Source organism: Pseudomonas sp. GW821-FHT02H09, from assembly GCF_059421425.1.
Map to the genome: position 1 here is coordinate 1 of NZ_JBWKVA010000016.1, position 16,258 is coordinate 16,258.

General features: G+C 58.5%; 16 protein-coding genes. 13 read left to right on the forward strand and 3 right to left on the reverse strand.

Going from position 1 to position 16,258, the window contains the following annotated elements; all coding sequences use genetic code 11:
• Positions 1-281: 281 nt before the first annotated feature.
• The 13 genes from AC07VR_RS20475 to AC07VR_RS20535 all read left to right on the forward strand — a co-directional run bounded on the left by AC07VR_RS20475 (position 282) and on the right by AC07VR_RS20535 (position 12,641).
• Positions 282-977: a tRNA (adenine(22)-N(1))-methyltransferase gene (locus AC07VR_RS20475; RefSeq protein WP_495012363.1), complete on the forward strand. Its 696-nt coding sequence runs from the start codon at positions 282-284 to the stop codon at positions 975-977.
• A gap of 325 nt (positions 978-1,302) precedes the next feature.
• A complete protein-coding gene (locus AC07VR_RS20480) occupies positions 1,303-2,322 on the forward strand; it encodes a LacI family DNA-binding transcriptional regulator (protein WP_495012364.1) in 1,020 nt (339 codons plus the stop codon).
• The gene (locus tag AC07VR_RS20485) at positions 2,306-3,310 is read left to right on the forward strand and encodes an ABC transporter substrate-binding protein (protein WP_495012365.1); all 1,005 of its coding nucleotides are present in this window, start codon (positions 2,306-2,308) and stop codon (positions 3,308-3,310) included. Before AC07VR_RS20480 ends, AC07VR_RS20485 begins: the two co-directional genes overlap by 17 nt.
• Before the next feature lie 51 nt (positions 3,311-3,361).
• Positions 3,362-4,180, forward strand: a complete 819-nt coding sequence (locus AC07VR_RS20490) for an ABC transporter permease (RefSeq protein WP_494993101.1) — start codon at positions 3,362-3,364, stop codon at positions 4,178-4,180.
• On the forward strand, positions 4,177-4,971 hold the full coding sequence (locus AC07VR_RS20495; RefSeq protein WP_495012366.1) for an ABC transporter permease: 795 nt from the start codon (positions 4,177-4,179) through the stop codon (positions 4,969-4,971). The genes AC07VR_RS20490 and AC07VR_RS20495 overlap by 4 nt, the downstream gene beginning before the upstream one ends.
• The gene (locus AC07VR_RS20500; RefSeq protein WP_495012367.1) at positions 4,968-5,999 is read left to right on the forward strand and encodes an ABC transporter ATP-binding protein; all 1,032 of its coding nucleotides are present in this window, start codon (positions 4,968-4,970) and stop codon (positions 5,997-5,999) included. Before AC07VR_RS20495 ends, AC07VR_RS20500 begins: the two co-directional genes overlap by 4 nt.
• 25 nt (positions 6,000-6,024) lie before the next feature.
• Complete coding sequence (locus tag AC07VR_RS20505; protein ID WP_495012368.1) at positions 6,025-6,858, forward strand: phosphodiesterase; 834 nt, start codon at positions 6,025-6,027, stop codon at positions 6,856-6,858.
• 192 nt (positions 6,859-7,050) lie between these two features.
• A complete protein-coding gene (locus AC07VR_RS20510; RefSeq protein WP_495012369.1) occupies positions 7,051-8,370 on the forward strand; it encodes an OprD family porin in 1,320 nt (439 codons plus the stop codon).
• Positions 8,371-8,721: 351 nt separating this feature from the next.
• Entirely contained in the window at positions 8,722-9,651 is a 930-nt protein-coding gene (locus AC07VR_RS20515) for a malate dehydrogenase (protein ID WP_495012370.1), read from the forward strand.
• 330 nt (positions 9,652-9,981) lie between these two features.
• Positions 9,982-11,379 carry an IS1182 family transposase gene (locus AC07VR_RS20520; RefSeq protein ID WP_495012371.1) on the forward strand — a complete coding sequence of 466 codons (1,398 nt, stop codon included), beginning with the start codon at positions 9,982-9,984 and terminating at the stop codon, positions 11,377-11,379.
• Entirely contained in the window at positions 11,376-11,774 is a 399-nt protein-coding gene (locus AC07VR_RS20525) for a penicillin-binding transpeptidase domain-containing protein (protein WP_495012372.1), read from the forward strand. Before AC07VR_RS20520 ends, AC07VR_RS20525 begins: the two co-directional genes overlap by 4 nt.
• Complete coding sequence (locus AC07VR_RS20530; protein ID WP_495012460.1) at positions 11,755-12,048, forward strand: penicillin-binding transpeptidase domain-containing protein; 294 nt, start codon at positions 11,755-11,757, stop codon at positions 12,046-12,048. Before AC07VR_RS20525 ends, AC07VR_RS20530 begins: the two co-directional genes overlap by 20 nt.
• 134 nt (positions 12,049-12,182) lie before the next feature.
• Complete coding sequence (locus AC07VR_RS20535) at positions 12,183-12,641, forward strand: metallophosphoesterase family protein (RefSeq protein WP_494993075.1); 459 nt, start codon at positions 12,183-12,185, stop codon at positions 12,639-12,641.
• A 38-nt stretch (positions 12,642-12,679) separates the two neighbouring features.
• Here AC07VR_RS20535 and AC07VR_RS20540 read toward each other — a convergent pair whose 3' ends face one another.
• The 3 genes from AC07VR_RS20540 to AC07VR_RS20550 are packed head-to-tail and all read right to left on the reverse strand — an operon-like array spanning position 12,680 to position 15,873.
• Positions 12,680-14,218 carry an MDR family MFS transporter gene (locus tag AC07VR_RS20540; protein ID WP_495012373.1) on the reverse strand — a complete coding sequence of 513 codons (1,539 nt, stop codon included), beginning with the start codon at positions 14,216-14,218 and terminating at the stop codon, positions 12,680-12,682.
• Positions 14,211-15,416, reverse strand: a complete 1,206-nt coding sequence (locus AC07VR_RS20545; RefSeq protein WP_495012374.1) for an HlyD family secretion protein — start codon at positions 15,414-15,416, stop codon at positions 14,211-14,213. The genes AC07VR_RS20540 and AC07VR_RS20545 overlap by 8 nt, the downstream gene beginning before the upstream one ends.
• A complete protein-coding gene (locus AC07VR_RS20550; protein WP_494993072.1) occupies positions 15,409-15,873 on the reverse strand; it encodes a MarR family winged helix-turn-helix transcriptional regulator in 465 nt (154 codons plus the stop codon). Before AC07VR_RS20550 ends, AC07VR_RS20545 begins: the two co-directional genes overlap by 8 nt.
• Positions 15,874-16,258: the final 385 nt, after the last annotated feature.

Below are 16,258 nucleotides of genomic sequence, written 5' to 3' on the forward strand. Positions count from 1 at the left end.
GCTGTGTGATCCCCCGCCGGCCAATGCAGAGATTTTGCCGCAGGCCAGACAGGGGAGCTACTTTTTCAACAGAATCGACCCATTGCAGCCTCTCAGGCTCCGCAAAGGTCGGCCAAAAGCGGCCCATAACCAGGGTTCGCTTTGGGCCGATACGCAAGCGGTAGGTACGGGTCGAGCCATGGCCCTGGTCGCATATATTTGAAATGTACGGCGTTGCTCGACAGAATCGCGCCCCGATCCGGCCATAGGTGCCGGACGTTCGTGGTGAAAAGGGGCTGCAGTTGAACGAACAGACATTGTCCATGCGCCTGGAGCGCGTGGCGGGGCATGTGCCAGCAGGTGCGCGCCTGGCCGATATCGGCTCGGATCACGGCTACCTGCCGGTGGCGTTGATGCGCCGTGGTGCCATCGCGGCGGCGGTGGCCGGCGAGGTGGCATTGACGCCGTTCCGCTCGGCCGAACGCACCGTGCGCGAGAGCGGCCAAGACCTGCGGATCACTGTGCGCCTGGCCAATGGCCTGGCGGCGATCGAGCCTGGAGACGGGATCACGGCGATCAGCATCTGCGGCATGGGCGGCGAGACGATCCGCGACATCCTCGACAGCGGCAAGGCGCGCCTGAACGGACAGGAGCGCCTGATTTTGCAGCCCAACGGCGGCGAGCAGCCACTGCGCCAATGGCTGATGGAAAATGGTTACCGCATCCTCTGCGAGGAAGTGCTGCGGGAAAACCGCTTCGACTACGAAATCATCGTCGCCGAGCGCGCCGGGCCGGTGATGTACACCGCCGAGGAGTTGTACTTCGGCCCGCTGCAGATGCAGGCACGCAGCCCGGCGTTCCTGGTCAAGTGGCAGCGGATGCTGAGCCAGAAACAGCAGACCCTGGCAAACTTCGCCCGGGCGCGGCAGGCCGTGCCCGAGGAGAAGGTTCAGGACGTCGCTCGGCAGGCCCGATGGATCACCGAGCTGCTGGCTTGAGCCCGGTCCAGGGTTTGTATGAAAAGTCGCCGAGCGGCGATCAGGCAAGGCGAAGACAGGCGAGGAACGGCCGGGGTCGCGCTCGACTTTACTGGTTGTAAATGAGCATTCCGATCGGACTCGCGCACGAGCCTGTTTTCAACGCAGCATGATCGCTCGAATAAGTGTGCTGGTGGTCGAAGACAGGCACGAAGTTCGGGCATCAACCATGCTGTTCAGTCTATGAACGTCGTTTCTGACATCTAAACGTCATCTACTCATCGCGGGAATGCCATGTTTCCTGAGTACTGTTCTCGCAAATGAGATCGATCTCAAGCGAGTGACAATGACTGATTTGAAAGAGGTTGCGCGGCTGGCAGGTGTTTCGCGGGCGACCGCCGCGCGCACCTTTGCCTCCCCCGAAGTGGTGCGTCCGGCCACCCGAGAGCAAGTATTCGCCGCTGCGCGTCAGCTGGGTTTTCGGCCTAATCGCCTCGGCCGCCAACTACGCTTGCAAACCACCAACCTGATCGGTGTGGTGGTGCCCAATCTGCTCAACCCGGTGTTCGCCGAGCAATTTCAGGCGATGGAGCAGGCTGCACGCTTACACGGTTACAACCTGTTGCTGGCAACTACCGACTACAGCAGCGAGCGCGAAAGCGCGGTGGTTGAGGAGTTGTTGCGGCAGAGGGTCGATGGTCTGGTCCTCACCGTGACCGACGCCGAGAGCAGCCGCGTGCTGCAAAGCCTTGCCAGCGAAGACACGCCTTTTGTGCTGGCCTATCACCAGCCCGACAATCCTGACTACAGCGCCGTATCGGTGGATAACCGCGCAGGCATGGCGCTCGCCACCCGTTATCTGCTGGAAACAGGACACTTGCAGATCGGCATGGTCGCCGGTCCAGCCTTGCAGTCCGACCGCTCTCGCCTGCGTTACGCCGGTTATTGCGACGCTATGCGTGAGGCCGGCCTCGACAGCCTGCCGGTGATCGAAATGCCCGCCCATACCCAGGCTGACTTCGCCGCCATCGAGCCGTTACTGCACGGCCCGCAGGCACCCAGTGCGCTGGTCTGCTCCAACGACTTGCTGGCGATCAGTCTGATCGCGGAACTGCGGCGCAACGGCTGGAACGTGCCTGGGCAGCTCTCGGTCATTGGCTTTGACGGCATCGCCCTCGGCACTCAGATGCACCCGACGCTGTGCAGCGTCGTTCAACCCATCGAGGCGCTGGCTTGCACCGTGATCGATCAATTACTGGCGCAGATCGCTGGCGCCGCACCGGTTTCCCATTGCCTGCCTTGCCTTATCCGGCCGGGCGAAAGTACTCAACCCTACGAGGAGACGCTTGATGATCCGCTTCAGTAAAACCCTGGCGGCGTTGTTGCTATACGGCGTGGCCAGCCTGGCCCAAGCCGCCGAAACGGCGATTTGCTACAACTGCCCTCCAGAATGGGCGGACTGGGGCGCACAGCTCAAGGCGATTGCCGACACCACCGGCGTGCAGGTCCCGCTGGACAATAAGAATTCCGGCCAGTCATTGGCGCAACTGGTAGCCGAACAAGCCGCACCGGTGGCTGACGTGGTGTATTACGGCGTGACGTTCGGTTTGCAGGCGCAAAAAGCCGGGGTGGTCGGCACTTATAAGCCAAAGGGTTGGGACCAGATTCCAGCGGGCTTGAAGGACCCTGAGGGGCACTGGTTTGCGATTCACTCCGGCACCCTGGGCATCATGGTCAACGTCGATGCGCTGGGTGGCCTGCCGGTTCCACAAAGCTGGGCCGACCTGCTCAAACCCCAATACAAAGGCATGGTTGGTTATCTTGATCCGTCCAGCGCCTTCGTGGGTTACGTCTCTGCCGTGGCCATCAACCAGGCCATGGGTGGCACCCTGGATAACTTCGCACCCGCCATTGATTACTTCCAAAAACTGGCGAAAAACTCGCCCATCGTGCCCAAGCAGACGGCTTATGCGCGGGTGCTGTCCGGCGAGTTGCCGATTCTGGTCGATTACGACTTCAACGCTTATCGCGCTCGCTACAAGGACAACGCCAACGTCGCGTTCGTGATTCCCAAGGAAGGCAGCATCAGCGTGCCGTACGTGATGAGCATGGTCGGCAACGCCCCGCATCGGGCCAACGCCGAGAGGGTGTTGGATTTTGTCTTGTCCGATCAAGGCCAGGCGCTGTGGGCCAAAGCGTACCTGCGACCAGTGCGGGCGATGAAGATGCCTGCCGACGTCGCCGCGCAGTTCCTGCCGGACAGCGACTATGCCCGGGCCGGCGTAGTCAATTACGAACACATGGCGGCGGTGCAGGAAGCCTTCTCCGCGCGTTATCTGAGTGAGGTCAAGTAAGTGACGGCTTCGCAAGTAAAAGCTCAGGAAGGCAGGTCGGGTCGGGCCATCGTGCCGCGCTTGCGGCCGACCGCTGCCTGGGCGCTGGCGCCGGCAGCAGCGGTGCTGTTCGCGTTCTGGTTATTGCCGCTGGCGCACCTGATCGTGCTGGGTGGACAAAGCCGCGACGGCAGCGACAGCGGTTATTGGCAGGTGCTGACCAGCGCGCAATATCTGGGCAGTCTGGCGCAGACCTGCATTCTTGCCCTCGTGGTGACCCTTGCGGCGCTGCTGGTGGGCGGCATCAGTGGTGTGTTTCTGGCTCGCCAGCGCTTCTTCGGCCGCTCGGCACTGGTCGCCTTGTTGACCTTCCCACTGGCGTTTCCCGGCGTGGTGGTCGGCTTTCTGGTGATTCTGCTGGCCGGTCGTCAGGGGTTGTTCGCCACGCTTGGCCTCGAGCTGGCGGGGGAGCGCTGGATTTTTGCCTACTCGTTGACAGGGTTGTTCATCGGCTATCTGTACTTCTCGATTCCGCGGGTGATCCTCACGGTGATGGCGGCTTGCGAAAGCCTGGATCGTAGCCTGGAAGAAGCAGCCCATTCACTGGGGGCGGGTCATTGGCGAGTGGTCTGCGATGTCATAGTGCCCGGCCTGGCGCCGGCATTGGTCTCATGTGGGGCTATCTGTTTCGCGACCTCCATGGGCGCATTCGGTACGGCCTTCACCTTGGGCACTCGGCTGAACGTGACCCCGGTGGCGATCTACAACGTGTTCACCAATTACGCCAACTTCGCCGTGGCCGCTGCACTGTCGGTGGTGTTGGGTGCGGTGACCTGGGCCGTACTGTTGCTGGCCCGGCGGCTGGTCAAACAATCGGGGACTGTCTTGTGAAACGCTCAACGCTGTTTGTCGGGCAACTGGCTTTTACCTTGCTGGTTTGCGCCTTCATGTTGGTGCCCGTGCTGATGTCGCTGCTGGCCGGGCTGACGCGCAATTATTTCGTGGGCCTGTCCAGCGGACTTACATTCGACTGGCTGATACAGGTTTGGCAGACCTACTCACCAACCGTCTGGCTATCTCTGCAACTGGCAGCGGCCTGCGCGCTATGTGTCTGCGTGATTGGTGTACCGGCGGCTTACGCGCTGGTGCGGATGAACAATCGCTTCAGCCGCGCGTTCGAAGAGCTGATGGTACTGCCCGTGGCGATGCCAGGTCTGGCCAGCGCTTTGGCGTTGCTGCTGACCTATGGTCAGTTCGGTGAGTTTCGTAGCAGCTGGGTGTTCATTCTCGTCGGCCATGTGCTGTTCACGCTGCCATTTCTGGTGCGCCCGGTGATGGCAGTGATGCAACGTCAGCACCTGCCAACGCTGGAGGAAGCGGCGGCCAGCCTTGGCGCCGGGCCGATCCGGCGTTTCTTCAGCGTGGTGGTGCCCAACTGCCGGGCGGGGATTCTCGCCGGGGCGTTGATGGTCGTCACCCTGTCGTTGGGCGAGTTCAACCTGACCTGGATGCTTCACACCCCGATGACCAAGACATTGCCGGTAGGCTTGGCCGACAGCTATGCCTCGGCCAGGCTGGAAGTCGCCAGCGCCTATACCCTCATATTCCTGTTGATGATCGTGCCGCTGCTTATTGCGTTGCAGGCCATCAGCGCCCGTCTTTCCCGTGGAGAGAGTCGATGACCGGAACCACCATTCGCCTGGAGGGTTGCCGCAAGGCGTTCTCTGACGGCACCGTTGCTGTGCATGATCTGAATCTGACCATCGAAGCCGGGGAAACCTTGGCGATTCTCGGCCCGTCCGGTTGCGGCAAAACCACCACCTTGCGCCTGATCGCCGGTCTGGAACGCCCGGACGCGGGTCATATATTTTTTGGCGACCGCGAGGTCACACGTCTGCCCATCGAGCGTCGCGACGTGGGCATGGTGTTCCAGAACTACGCGCTGTTTCCAAATCTGGATGTGGCCGACAACATCGTTTATGGCCTGAAAATTCGCGGCCTGTCGCCCGCTGAACGCAACAAGCGTTGCTCGGAGTTGCTCGAGCTGGTCGGCCTGCACGATCACGGCAAGCGCAGCATTCACGAGTTGTCCGGCGGCCAGCGCCAGCGTGTCGCACTGGCCCGCGCGCTGGCACCCCGGCCGCGGGTGTTGCTGCTCGACGAACCGCTGGCGGCGCTGGACGCACAGTTGCGTGAACGCTTGCGCAGCGAGCTGGATCAGTTGCTACGCGGTTTGGGAATCACCGCGGTGTTCGTCACCCACGACCAGGGAGAAGCCATGGCGCTGGGGAATCGCATCTTGGTCATGGAGCACGGCCGCATCGCGCAATTGGCCAGCCCGCGGGAAATCTATCAGCAGCCGGCCAACGCTTTCGTCGCCAGTTTCGTTGGCAACCTCAATGCTTTTTCGGTGATCGAGCGCACGCCCCATGGCTTGAAAGTCAGCGGCGGCGAACTCCCATGGCATGGCGCCAGTCTGCCCGCCACAGTGTATTGCCGCCCCGAACATTTGCGGGTGATGGACAGTCAAGGCCATCTGCGCGGGCGTCTGGTGGGTCAGTTTTTCCAGGGCGCCCAAAGCCGCCTGTTGGTGGACGTCGACGCCGCACAGCCGTTGTTGGTGGACAGCACCGACGACGTCATTCACGCGCCCGGCGCCCTGATTGCCCTGGCCATAGAGCCGCAAGCCCTGTTCACCCTGCATTCGTGATGCTGTTGTTTTCAGAGAACTTATTTTGAACTGTCCGTTTCTCATTGCGCAGATCAGCGATCTGCACCTTAAAGCCGGTCAAAGACTGACTTATGGCGTCGTCGATACCCTTGGCGCGTTGCGTCGTGCTGTCGATCATTTGAATGCCAGCCATCCGCGTCCCGACATCGTGGTGATCAGTGGCGACCTGGTGGACTTCGGTCGTCCTGCTGAATATGCCGTGCTGCATCCCGAACTGGCGCGCCTGCACATGCCTTGCTACCTCGTGCCCGGCAACCACGACAATCGCGAGCATTTGCTGGCGGCATTTGCCGATCATGCTTACTTGCCGATGTCGGCCAGCGCACCACTGGATTGGGTGGTTGAGGAGTATCCGGTGCGCCTGATCGGTCTGGACACGACGATCCCTGGCGCCCATGGCGGTCAGTTGCTGGACAGCCAGTTGCTCTGGCTCGATGAACAACTGGCATGTCGTCCCGATGTACCGACGCTATTGGTTCTGCATCACCCGCCGTTTATCAGCGGTATCGGCCATATGGACCGCGAGCCGTTCATCAATGCGTCGGCGCTGGAGCAGCTCATCGCCCGTCACCCGCAGGTGGAGCGCTTGCTGTGCGGGCATTTGCACCGGCCGATGCAACGGCGTTTCGGTGGCAGCCTGAGTTGTGTGTGCCCCGGTACCTCCCATCAAATCGTGCTGGATCTACAGCAAACCGCCCCGGCGCATTTCAATCTGGAACCGGCCGGGTATCTCTTGCATCGCTGGCATGCGCAACAGGGGTTGATCACCCATAACGCGGTGTTCGGTGAATATCCGGGGCCGTATCCGTTTTATGACGCTCATGGATTGATCGACTGATCACACAGGGACTTTCCAGGCGCTTTTCCAACGAGGCTCTTCGGAGGTTTTAACCGATATCACTCTCTGCGTAGGGTTGAAGTTTTTCTTGATGCTTAATTAATCCATTGGCCAATCGCCTGATTGGCTGAGTGCTTCCTCTTACCTTTTCAATGTGCCCGGAACATAGGTCCCGCGCTGGAGTTCGTCCCGATGAAAGCCACGTTTCAAGTATTAAGTTTTTTGACCGGCAGCCTAGGTATTGCCATGAGCCCGTTGGCCTCTGCTGATTTCATTAAAGACAGCAAAGCCCAGTTGGGCTTGCGCAACTTCTACTTCAACAACGATAACCGCGACGGTGCCGCCGCGCCTTCGAAGACCGAAGAGTGGGGGCAGGCCTTCATGCTCAATTATCAATCCGGGTTTACCGACGGCACCGTGGGGTTCGGCGTGGATGCTATTGGCCTGCTGGGATTGAAGCTCGACAGCGGCACGGGTCGTCATGTCGGCGGCTCGATGTTTCCCAGCGACGGCGACAAGGCCGTGGACCAATGGGGCCGTGTCGGTGCGACCGCCAAGATGCGTTTCTCGAAGACCGAACTGCGTTACGGCACCTTACAACCGAAATTGCCGATTCTGGTCTCCAACGATGGCCGTCTGTTGCCTCAAACCTTCGAGGGCGGGCAAGTCACCAGCAATGAAATCGATAACCTGACCTTCACCGCCGGCCAACTTGAACACGCCACCGGGCGTGCTTCCAGCGATAGTGCAGGTCTGGCCGTTGCGGGCGGCACGCAGGAAAGCAATAAATTTACCTTTGCCGGTGGCGATTACAAACTAACGAAGGATCTGACCGCTCAGTATTACTACGCCAATCTCGAAGACTATTACCAACAGCACTTCGCTGGTTTGCTGCATGTGTTGCCGCTCGGTGAATACGGTTCGCTGAAAACCGACCTGCGTTATTTCAAGACCACGTCCGATGGCAAAAACAGCAGTGCGGCCGGTCGTGCCAGTGGTTTTAAGTTCAGCGGTTTCACCAAAGACGGTACCGGTGAAATCGACAACGATACCTGGAGCGCGGCGTTCATTTATTCGTTGGGCGGCCATGCGATTACGGCGGGCTATCAGAGCGTTTCCGATAACAGCAACTTTGCGCAACTCAATCAGGGTGGCCTGGTCGATAAAGGAGAGGCAGGTGCCAGTCTTTATCTTTACACCGACCGCACCATTCAGACCTTCATCCAGGCGGGTGAGCGGACCGCGTTCGCGCAGTATGCCTACGACTTCGCTGCTCTGGGTGCTCCAGGCTTGAAGGCATCGGTGATGTACCTCAAGGGCGACAATATTCAGACTGCCAGCGGCAAGGACGCAAGCGAATGGGAGCGCGATATCTCTCTGGACTATGTGATCCAGAGCGGTGCGTTGAAGAACGTCGGTTTCGGCTGGCGGAACGCGATGTCCCGAAGTGATATCGCCCGCGACCAGGACCAGAATCGCCTGATCGTGAGCTATACAATTCCATTGATGTAAGGCGTAAAAGTTATTTACGAAACCCAGGAGCGCGAATTTATCTGACAGGCGTTGATTTGCCCTTAAAGCGAGCGACTGCTTTTGGGTCGATAGCTGCCTGTCGCGATGGGCTGCAACCGACCCATTGCGGACGATGGCAAAGGGCTGCGATAGACCCGGAGCAGTCCGCTAAGGCCGCACGGCTCGGCCTATGGGGGTTATCAAAGGCTAAAGTAATGCCGCCATGGGAATGGCGAAAAGCAGGTAAAACAAATACAGGCCACCTTCGGGTGGTCTTTTAGCATTAGCGGGTAATACTTCTCTGTATAGGCGGGCGTGTTGCTGGTGGCGCGAGCCGCTGGGAGGTGTGAGGTGAACAAGCTATCAATTGTGGGTGCCGGTATGGTGGGTGAGGCGGCGGCTCAGATCATCGCCCGGGAAGAGTTCTGTCGTGAGTTGATGTTGATTGATGTGCAGGGTGAGTTGGCACAGGGCAAGGCGCTGGACGTCTGGCAGGCGGCAGTTGAGTCAGGTTCTGATACCAGGGTTTACGGCGGGTCCAATGCCGAATTGCTGCAGGATTCTGACCTAGTGGTGATTACGGCGGGTGTGCCCCGCAAGCCTGGTCAGTCGCGTCAGGATGTATTGAGTATCAATCTGCCAATTCTCGATAGCATCATGCTGGATATTAATCGTCATGCTCCGGCGGCGACGGTGTTGGTGGTGTCGAACCCGGTCGACGTGCTGACCTATCGGGCTTGGTGTCTCAGTGGGCTGGGACGCAACAGGGTGTTCGGGCAGGCGGGGGTACTGGATACAGCGCGCATGAAGTGTTTCATTGCCGAGGAGACAGGGTTTTCTGCTCGGGATATCACGGCGCTGGTGCTGGGAGGGCATGGCGATAGCATGGTGCCGCTGATGCGATACTGTGCGGTCGGTTCGGTGCCGCTGTCTCACTTCCTGTCCAATCAGCAGATAGAGCAGATTGTGGAGCGCACACGTCAGGGCGGCGGCGAGATTTTGGGTTTGAAGAAGGTGGGGAGCGCCTGCGATGCGCCGGGCGTGGCAATTGCACAGATGGTGGATGCTATCGCCAATGGGCGAAACCGCATTTTGCCGACGGTCGCGATTCTCGAGGGCGAGTACGGGCGAACTGGTATTGCCATGGGTGTCCCCTGTGTGCTGGCGGAGGATGGGGTTGCGCGGGTGATCGAGTTGTCTCTGGATGCGCAGGAGCAGGCGATGTTCGACCGCTCTGCAGATCAGGTGGTGCGCGATATTGCTGAAATGAATGCTTTGTGAGCGGGGTTATATGAGGTGGGGCGCAACGGGGGAGTGGAGCGCCGGTCCCTGGCGCTCGGGGTCATGGTGTTACCTGGTGTAAGGCAGTGGCACTATGATCTTTTATGGGGCTGAACAGGCCGGATAGTTGCATTTCTTCAAACCGGTATACAGCTGGCGCGGACGACCGATGCATGTTTCGACTGTCCCCATACCCTATCAGGCCAATCCTGTTTGTGAATCGCCCCTGAATAAGTAGACATTCGATGGCCGCTTCTGGCCCAGAGTGTGTAAAAACACCTCCGCGAACCCTTGCTATGATTTCTGAGGATTTCATCGCAGGGATCGCCCATGAAGCGCTTCATCCAAGGTGAACATCGAGGCCAAGGCACCTTACTTCCCGAAAGCCTCGACGATTACGTCAGCGATACCAATCCGGTGCGCGTAGTCGACGTCTTTGTCGATGAACTCGACCTGGTCAATCTGGGTTTTGACGGTGCCATCCCAGCCGATACTGGCCGGCCTGCTTACCATCCCTCGGTCTTGTTGAAGATCTACATTTACGGTTATCTCAACCGCATCCAGTCGAGCCGACGTTTGGAGCGAGAAGCTCAACGCAACGTCGAACTGATGTGGTTGACCGGGCGTTTGATGCCGGACTTCAAGACCATCGCCAACTTCCGAAAAGACAACAGCAAGGCCATCCGAGGCGTCTGTCGCCAGTTCGTTGTGCTGTGTCAGCAGTTGGGACTGTTTGGAGAAAATCTGGTCGCCATCGATGGCAGTAAATTCAAAGCCGTCAACAACCGCGACCGCAATTTCACCAGCGCCAAACTGAAGCGGCGGATGGAAAAAATTGAATCGAGCATCAACCGTTACCTGACGGTACTCGATGCTGCCGATCGGCAAGAACCAACTGCTACCGAGCCCAACACCGTGCGGCTGGAAGAGAAAATCGCCATGCTCAAAACGCAAATGAAGGAGCTTCAGGCGATCGAAATCCAGCTCAATGAATCGCCGGATAAACAGGTCTCACTGACCGATCCAGACGCCCGCTCCATGATGACGCGTGGCACGGGAATCGTCGGCTACAACGTGCAAACAGCGGTCGATACTCAGCACCATTTGATCGTTGCGCATGAGGTGACCAACGTCGGTTCCGACCGAGATCAACTCAGCTCGATGGCCAAGCAGGCCCGCGAGGCGATGGCGTCAGATACGTTGTCGGTGGTGGCTGACCGAGGTTACTTCAAAAGTGAACAAATCCTCGCTTGTCACGATGCAGGCATCACCGCCTACGTGCCCAAGCCGATGACCTCTGGAGCCAAGGCTGACGGGCGTTTCAATAACGATGCCTTCATCTATGACGCGGCAAAAAACGAATACATTTGCCCGGCTGGAGAGGCGCTGATCTGGCACTATTCCTACGTTGAAAAAGGCCTGAAGTTGCATCGTTACTGGAGTTCGAATTGCCAGGGCTGCGCGTTGAAATCGCGATGCACACCGAGCACGGAGCGACGAATTCGACGCTGGGAACATGAAGCTGTATTGGAGGAAATGCAGCTTCGGTTGAGCAAAGTGCCGGAGATGATGCGAGTCCGAAAACGAACGGTTGAGCATCCCTTCGGGACGCTCAAACAATGGATGGATGCGACGCACTTCCTGACGCGAAAGCTGGCCGGGGTGGGTGCGGAGATGAGTTTAAATGTGCTCGCCTACAACAAGAGGGTGATTGCTACAGTCGCGTGACTCCCGCCTCTACCTTCAAGATCGCGATAAGCCTGATGGGCTTTGACGCGGCTTTTTTGCAAGACGAACATTTTCCGACTTTGCCATACCATCCCGGTGATCCGGATTGGGGAGGAGCTGCTTGGCTGGAGCCTACAGATGCAGTTCGATGGTTTCAGTATTCTGTGGTGTGGTTCTCTCAACGCGTCACTCATACGCTTGGAGAGGCCACGGTCAAGCGATATGCCGAGGCATTCGATTACGGGAATGCCGACTTGTCCGGTGACCCCAAAAAAAATAATGGCCTTGATCGTGCCTGGATCAGTTCCTCTTTGAAGATATCCCCCACACGAGCAAATTACTTTTTTGAAGAGGTTGGTGAATCGCCAATTGCCAGTGAGCCCACATGCCTTTGATATGAGGAGTCGGATTTCGCAAATCGCCCAACGGCCCGATGGTTGGGATGTTCACGGCAAAACAGGCACGGCCTTCCCTCGAATGGAGGACGGGAGCAGCGATGAAGCCCACGGATACGGCTGGTTTGTCGGCTGGGCGACAAAGGATGAGCACTCGCTGGTTTTCGCCCGTCTAGTTCAAGACGACCATGCGCAACCCGTACCCGCAGGACTACGAGTACGCGATGCATTGATGGAGCAATGGCCTCAGCTAGCGAACTCGCTGGTGAAATGAGATGACTGAAACGTGGCGGGGAGCAGCAATGTCCGATTTTGGCCGAACGCAGCCCGTAGAGAAGATCTCGCACATCACAGAAATTTGTCACATTACACTGTGGTCAACTTACTGAGCTTGCTCTGGTGAATGGCATGAAAGTTGGCGTTATTTCCGATACTCATGGATTGCTTCGCCCTGAAGCCCTTGCTGCCCTGGCGGGATGTGAGCAGATCATTCATGCCGGGGACATCGGTAGCCCCGAGATTCTTGGTCAACTGGCGTCTATAGCGTCATTACACGTCGTGCGTGGGAACAATGATCAAGAGGCTCCGTGGGCAGCCAATCTCCCTGATCTTCTGCGTTTCGACGTCAACGGATGGCCAGCGCTGTTGGTACATGACATTGCCGATCTCCCGATCGAACTGGATACAGGCATCAAGCTGGTGATCACCGGCCACTCCCACAAGCCACGGATAGAATGGCGTGGGGAACAGCTATTTCTCAATCCTGGTAGCGCGGGACGGCGACGCTTCAAGTTGCCAGTGACCCTGGCTCTGCTTGAGATAACTCCAACCTCAGTTGAGCCTCTACTGATCCACTTATTGGAGTGAAGAGCGAGGGGTTGCTATCGAACCCACGCGGACGTGATCTATTCCATGACCGGTGCGGGTTCTTCATTCGCCTGAATTTTTGGGGCTTTGATAATCAGCAGCAGCGGCATGACCGCCAGTGACAGCACCATCAGCAGCTTGAAGTCATCCACGTAAGCAATCCAACTGGCCTGCACTGTGACCATTGTGTCCAGTGTTGCGCGCCCGGAAGCGACCATCGGGTCCAGAAAGTGCTTGATCGGCCAGGCGTCGAAGGCCCGGTTGAAGGGCGTGACGTAGGCCCCTATTTCCGCGTGGTTGGCCTGGATGTTCTGCGTGAGCAGCACCGTCACGATGGAGATCCCGACGCTGGAGCCGACATTTCGCGACAGGCTGTAAAGCCCCGTGCCTTCTGCCCGCAAGGACGTTGGTAAGGTCGCGAAGGCAACCGTGGTCAAGGGCACAAACAGCATGCCCAGGCTGGTGCCTTGAATGAAGCCGACAACGATGATGGTTTGTATCGAGACATTGGGCGTCCAGCCCGTCATCAGCCACATCGACAGCGCTGACAAACCCAACCCCGTCAGCAGTAACAGGCGGGTATCGACTTTACCCAGCAGTTGGCCGGCGAGGAACATGGTCAGCATCGTGCCCAACCCGCGTGGGCCCATCACCATGCCGGCAGTCAGCACCGGATAGCCCATCAGGGTTTGCAGGTAAGGGGTCATCAGCGCCAGCGAGGCCAGGTAGGTAATGCCGACGATAAAAATGAAAATGACGCTGATCGAAAAATTACGGTCCTTGAACAGCTTCGGGCTGATGAAGGGCGAATCAGTGGTGAAGGTATGGACCAGAAACACGTACGCGGCGACAGCGGCCACCACCGCTTCGATCAGGATTTCACCGGAAGAGAACCAGCCCAGTTGTTCACCTCGGTCCAGAAACAGTTGCAGGGTCATGATCGCTACGCTCAACGAACCAAAGCCGAGCCAGTCCAGCCGTGACGAGGTGTCGGTCGACGTTTCGCTGACGTAATAGATGATCCCGGCCAGCGCCAGCAGACCAATGGGCAAATTGATGAAAAACACCCACCGCCAGCTGAAGTTCTCCGTCAGCCAGCCGCCGAGCATCGGGCCCAGCACTGGGCCGACCATGACCGACACACCAAACAGGGCCATGGCTGAACCGCGCTCTTTGAGGCTGTAGATATCCAGCAGAATGCCTTGGGACAACGGCACTAGCGCCGCACCCGCAAGCCCCTGCAGCAGACGGGCCAGGATGATTTCCTCCAGCGACTGCGCCAGGCCGCAAAGGATCGACGAGACGACGAAGCCGACAATCGCCCACAGCAGCACGCGTTTGCGCCCGAAGCGTCTGGCCAGGAAGGCAGAGGGCGGCGTCATGACGGCAGCGGCGACGATATAGGAGGTCAGCACCCAGTTGATCTGGTCCGAACTGGCCGAGATGCTGCCTTGCATGTAGGGCAGGGCGACGTTCGCAATGGTGGTGTCGAGCGCTTGCATGATCACGGCCAGCACAACGCAAGCGGTGATCATCCCGCGATGGGCCACCGGTTGCGTCGTTGCCGGATTACTCATGGGCGGGGGCCTTGCTCGCAAACAGCCCCGAGAACATGGACGGAAGGCCGCGCGCCGAACCTGTATCAATCTGCGCTTCCACACTCATGCCGGTGCGTAGTGGCGGTTTTTGTCCGGCATCATCGATGCTGATGCGCACGGGGATCCGTTGCACGACCTTGACCCAGTTGCCCGTGGTGTTTTGCGCAGGCAGCAACGAGAAGCTTGAACCCGACGCCGGGCTGATGCTTTCGACGGTGCCGTGCCACCGGACGCCGGGGTAACTGTCGACACTGATATCCACGGGTTGACCGGGCTTCATGTGGGTCAGTTCCGTTTCCTTGGGTGACGCGGCGACCCACAGGTGATCATCCGACACCAGGCTGATGCCTGATTGTGGTGGTTGTAGATAGGAACCGACTTGCAGCGAATCAACGTTGGTCACGACACCGTCGAACGACGCCCTGACGACTGAGTTGTTCAGGTTGCGCTGAGCTTCGTCGACGGCGGCCTGGGCCTGTAGAAACGTGGATTGTTGTTCGACGGGCGTCTCGATATGCCCACCCAATTGGGCCAGCACCATTTGTGCGGTGGCCTTGGCAACGGCGATTTTTTGCCGGGTGCTGTCCAGTGCGTGCTTGGCATCGTCGTAGTTGGTTTTGGACACCGCAGAAACGCTGACCAGGGTTTGCTGACGCTGGAAGCTGGCCTGGTAGTACGCGAGGTCGATTTGTGCCTGATCGATTTCGGCCAGCGCCTGGTTGTAGTTGGCCTTGAGGTTGAGGATCTGATTGCGCACGTTGTCCCGTTGCGCCTTGGCACTCGCCAACGCTATCTGAAACGGCTCCGGTTTCAGGGTGAACAGTATTTGACCTTTGACGACCCGCTGATTGTCTTTGACATCCACCGAGGCGACCAGGCCCGAGACATCCGTGGAAACGCCGACATGATCAGCCTGTATGTAGGCATTGTCGGTGGAAATGATCTGCCCGCCTGTCACATACAGGTAACCGGCGACCAGAAGCGCCACGGGCAACAATGTAAAGAGAGCTTTGCGTACAAGCTGCCGTTTTGGACGGGCAGGGGAAGCACTGCTCTGGCTGCCGTCGGTTTGCCCAAGGTCTGGTTTGCGCGCCTCGGTTGAAGCGGGGCCTTCCAGTCGTGAGGTCACGGGCAGCACAGGAGTCTGTGTAGGTGACTTCAGGCGTTGATCAGCCATGGCGGCGCGTCTCGTCGTCGATGGGAAGACTGCAGGCTTCGATCAGGTTGGACCTCATCCGCTTCATCATTTGCAGCAGCAGTTGTTCTTCCTCTTCAGAGAATCCGTTCGTGGCCTCCAGGCGTGTCGATCGGCCCATGTCACGCATGAGTTCCAGAAGCGGATGAGCCTGCTCCGTCAAAAAAAGCAGGGACAGGCGTCGGTCCGTAGGATGCCGGCGCCGTTCAAGCAGTCCGCGTTCCTCCATTTTGTCCAGCAGACGCACAAGGGTGATCGACTCCAGCTCCAGTAAATCCGCGAGGCCTTTTTGATGGATCCCCTCGTTCTTCGACAACATGGCCAGTACTTGCCACTGCGAGCGGGTGAGGCCGACATGCCGCGCCCGCTGCTCAAATCGCTTGCGCATCAACCGGGCGCTGTCATGCAGGGCAAAACCAAGTGTCAATGTGTCAGTCATGTCGAGGTCTGCGGCTAAGAAGTTACCTCATCATAGTTTAGCTTGTGATTAGCGTGCTATCTAAATGTGCGGATTGTTCGACAAGATCGGCCGAAATCAGTCATTCCGGCAGGTTGAGCCTCAGCAGTGCCAGCTGCCTGGCCCGTGCCTTTCGCCGATGGCAAAACAACCCCCCCGGGAATGATCGGCGGCAAATACTTGGCTGAAGGCTGAAACCGGGAATTGGGTTGCGCAATGGATGAGCAAGTGTCGGCGCAGATGTTCGTTTGGTGCCTGCTTCTGGTCGATAGTTGCCTTTCGCGAAGGGCTGCTATCGACCGATTCTGTTGAAAAAGTCGGCTTCAGTTTCCGCGACAGAAAAGTACGCGTCTGAGATTGAAATCCG

Coding starts and splice junctions, on each gene's coding strand:
- AC07VR_RS20480 (WP_495012364.1), top strand. CDS start 1,303: ATGACTGATTTGAAAGAGGTTGCGCGGCTGGCAGGTGTTTCGCGGGCG.
- AC07VR_RS20485 (WP_495012365.1), top strand. CDS start 2,306: ATGATCCGCTTCAGTAAAACCCTGGCGGCGTTGTTGCTATACGGCGTG.
- AC07VR_RS20500 (WP_495012367.1), top strand. CDS start 4,968: ATGACCGGAACCACCATTCGCCTGGAGGGTTGCCGCAAGGCGTTCTCT.
- AC07VR_RS20510 (WP_495012369.1), top strand. CDS start 7,051: ATGAAAGCCACGTTTCAAGTATTAAGTTTTTTGACCGGCAGCCTAGGT.
- AC07VR_RS20520 (WP_495012371.1), top strand. CDS start 9,982: ATGAAGCGCTTCATCCAAGGTGAACATCGAGGCCAAGGCACCTTACTT.
- AC07VR_RS20535 (WP_494993075.1), top strand. CDS start 12,183: ATGAAAGTTGGCGTTATTTCCGATACTCATGGATTGCTTCGCCCTGAA.
- AC07VR_RS20540 (WP_495012373.1), bottom strand. CDS start 14,218: ATGAGTAATCCGGCAACGACGCAACCGGTGGCCCATCGCGGGATGATC.
- AC07VR_RS20545 (WP_495012374.1), bottom strand. CDS start 15,416: ATGGCTGATCAACGCCTGAAGTCACCTACACAGACTCCTGTGCTGCCC.
- AC07VR_RS20550 (WP_494993072.1), bottom strand. CDS start 15,873: ATGACTGACACATTGACACTTGGTTTTGCCCTGCATGACAGCGCCCGG.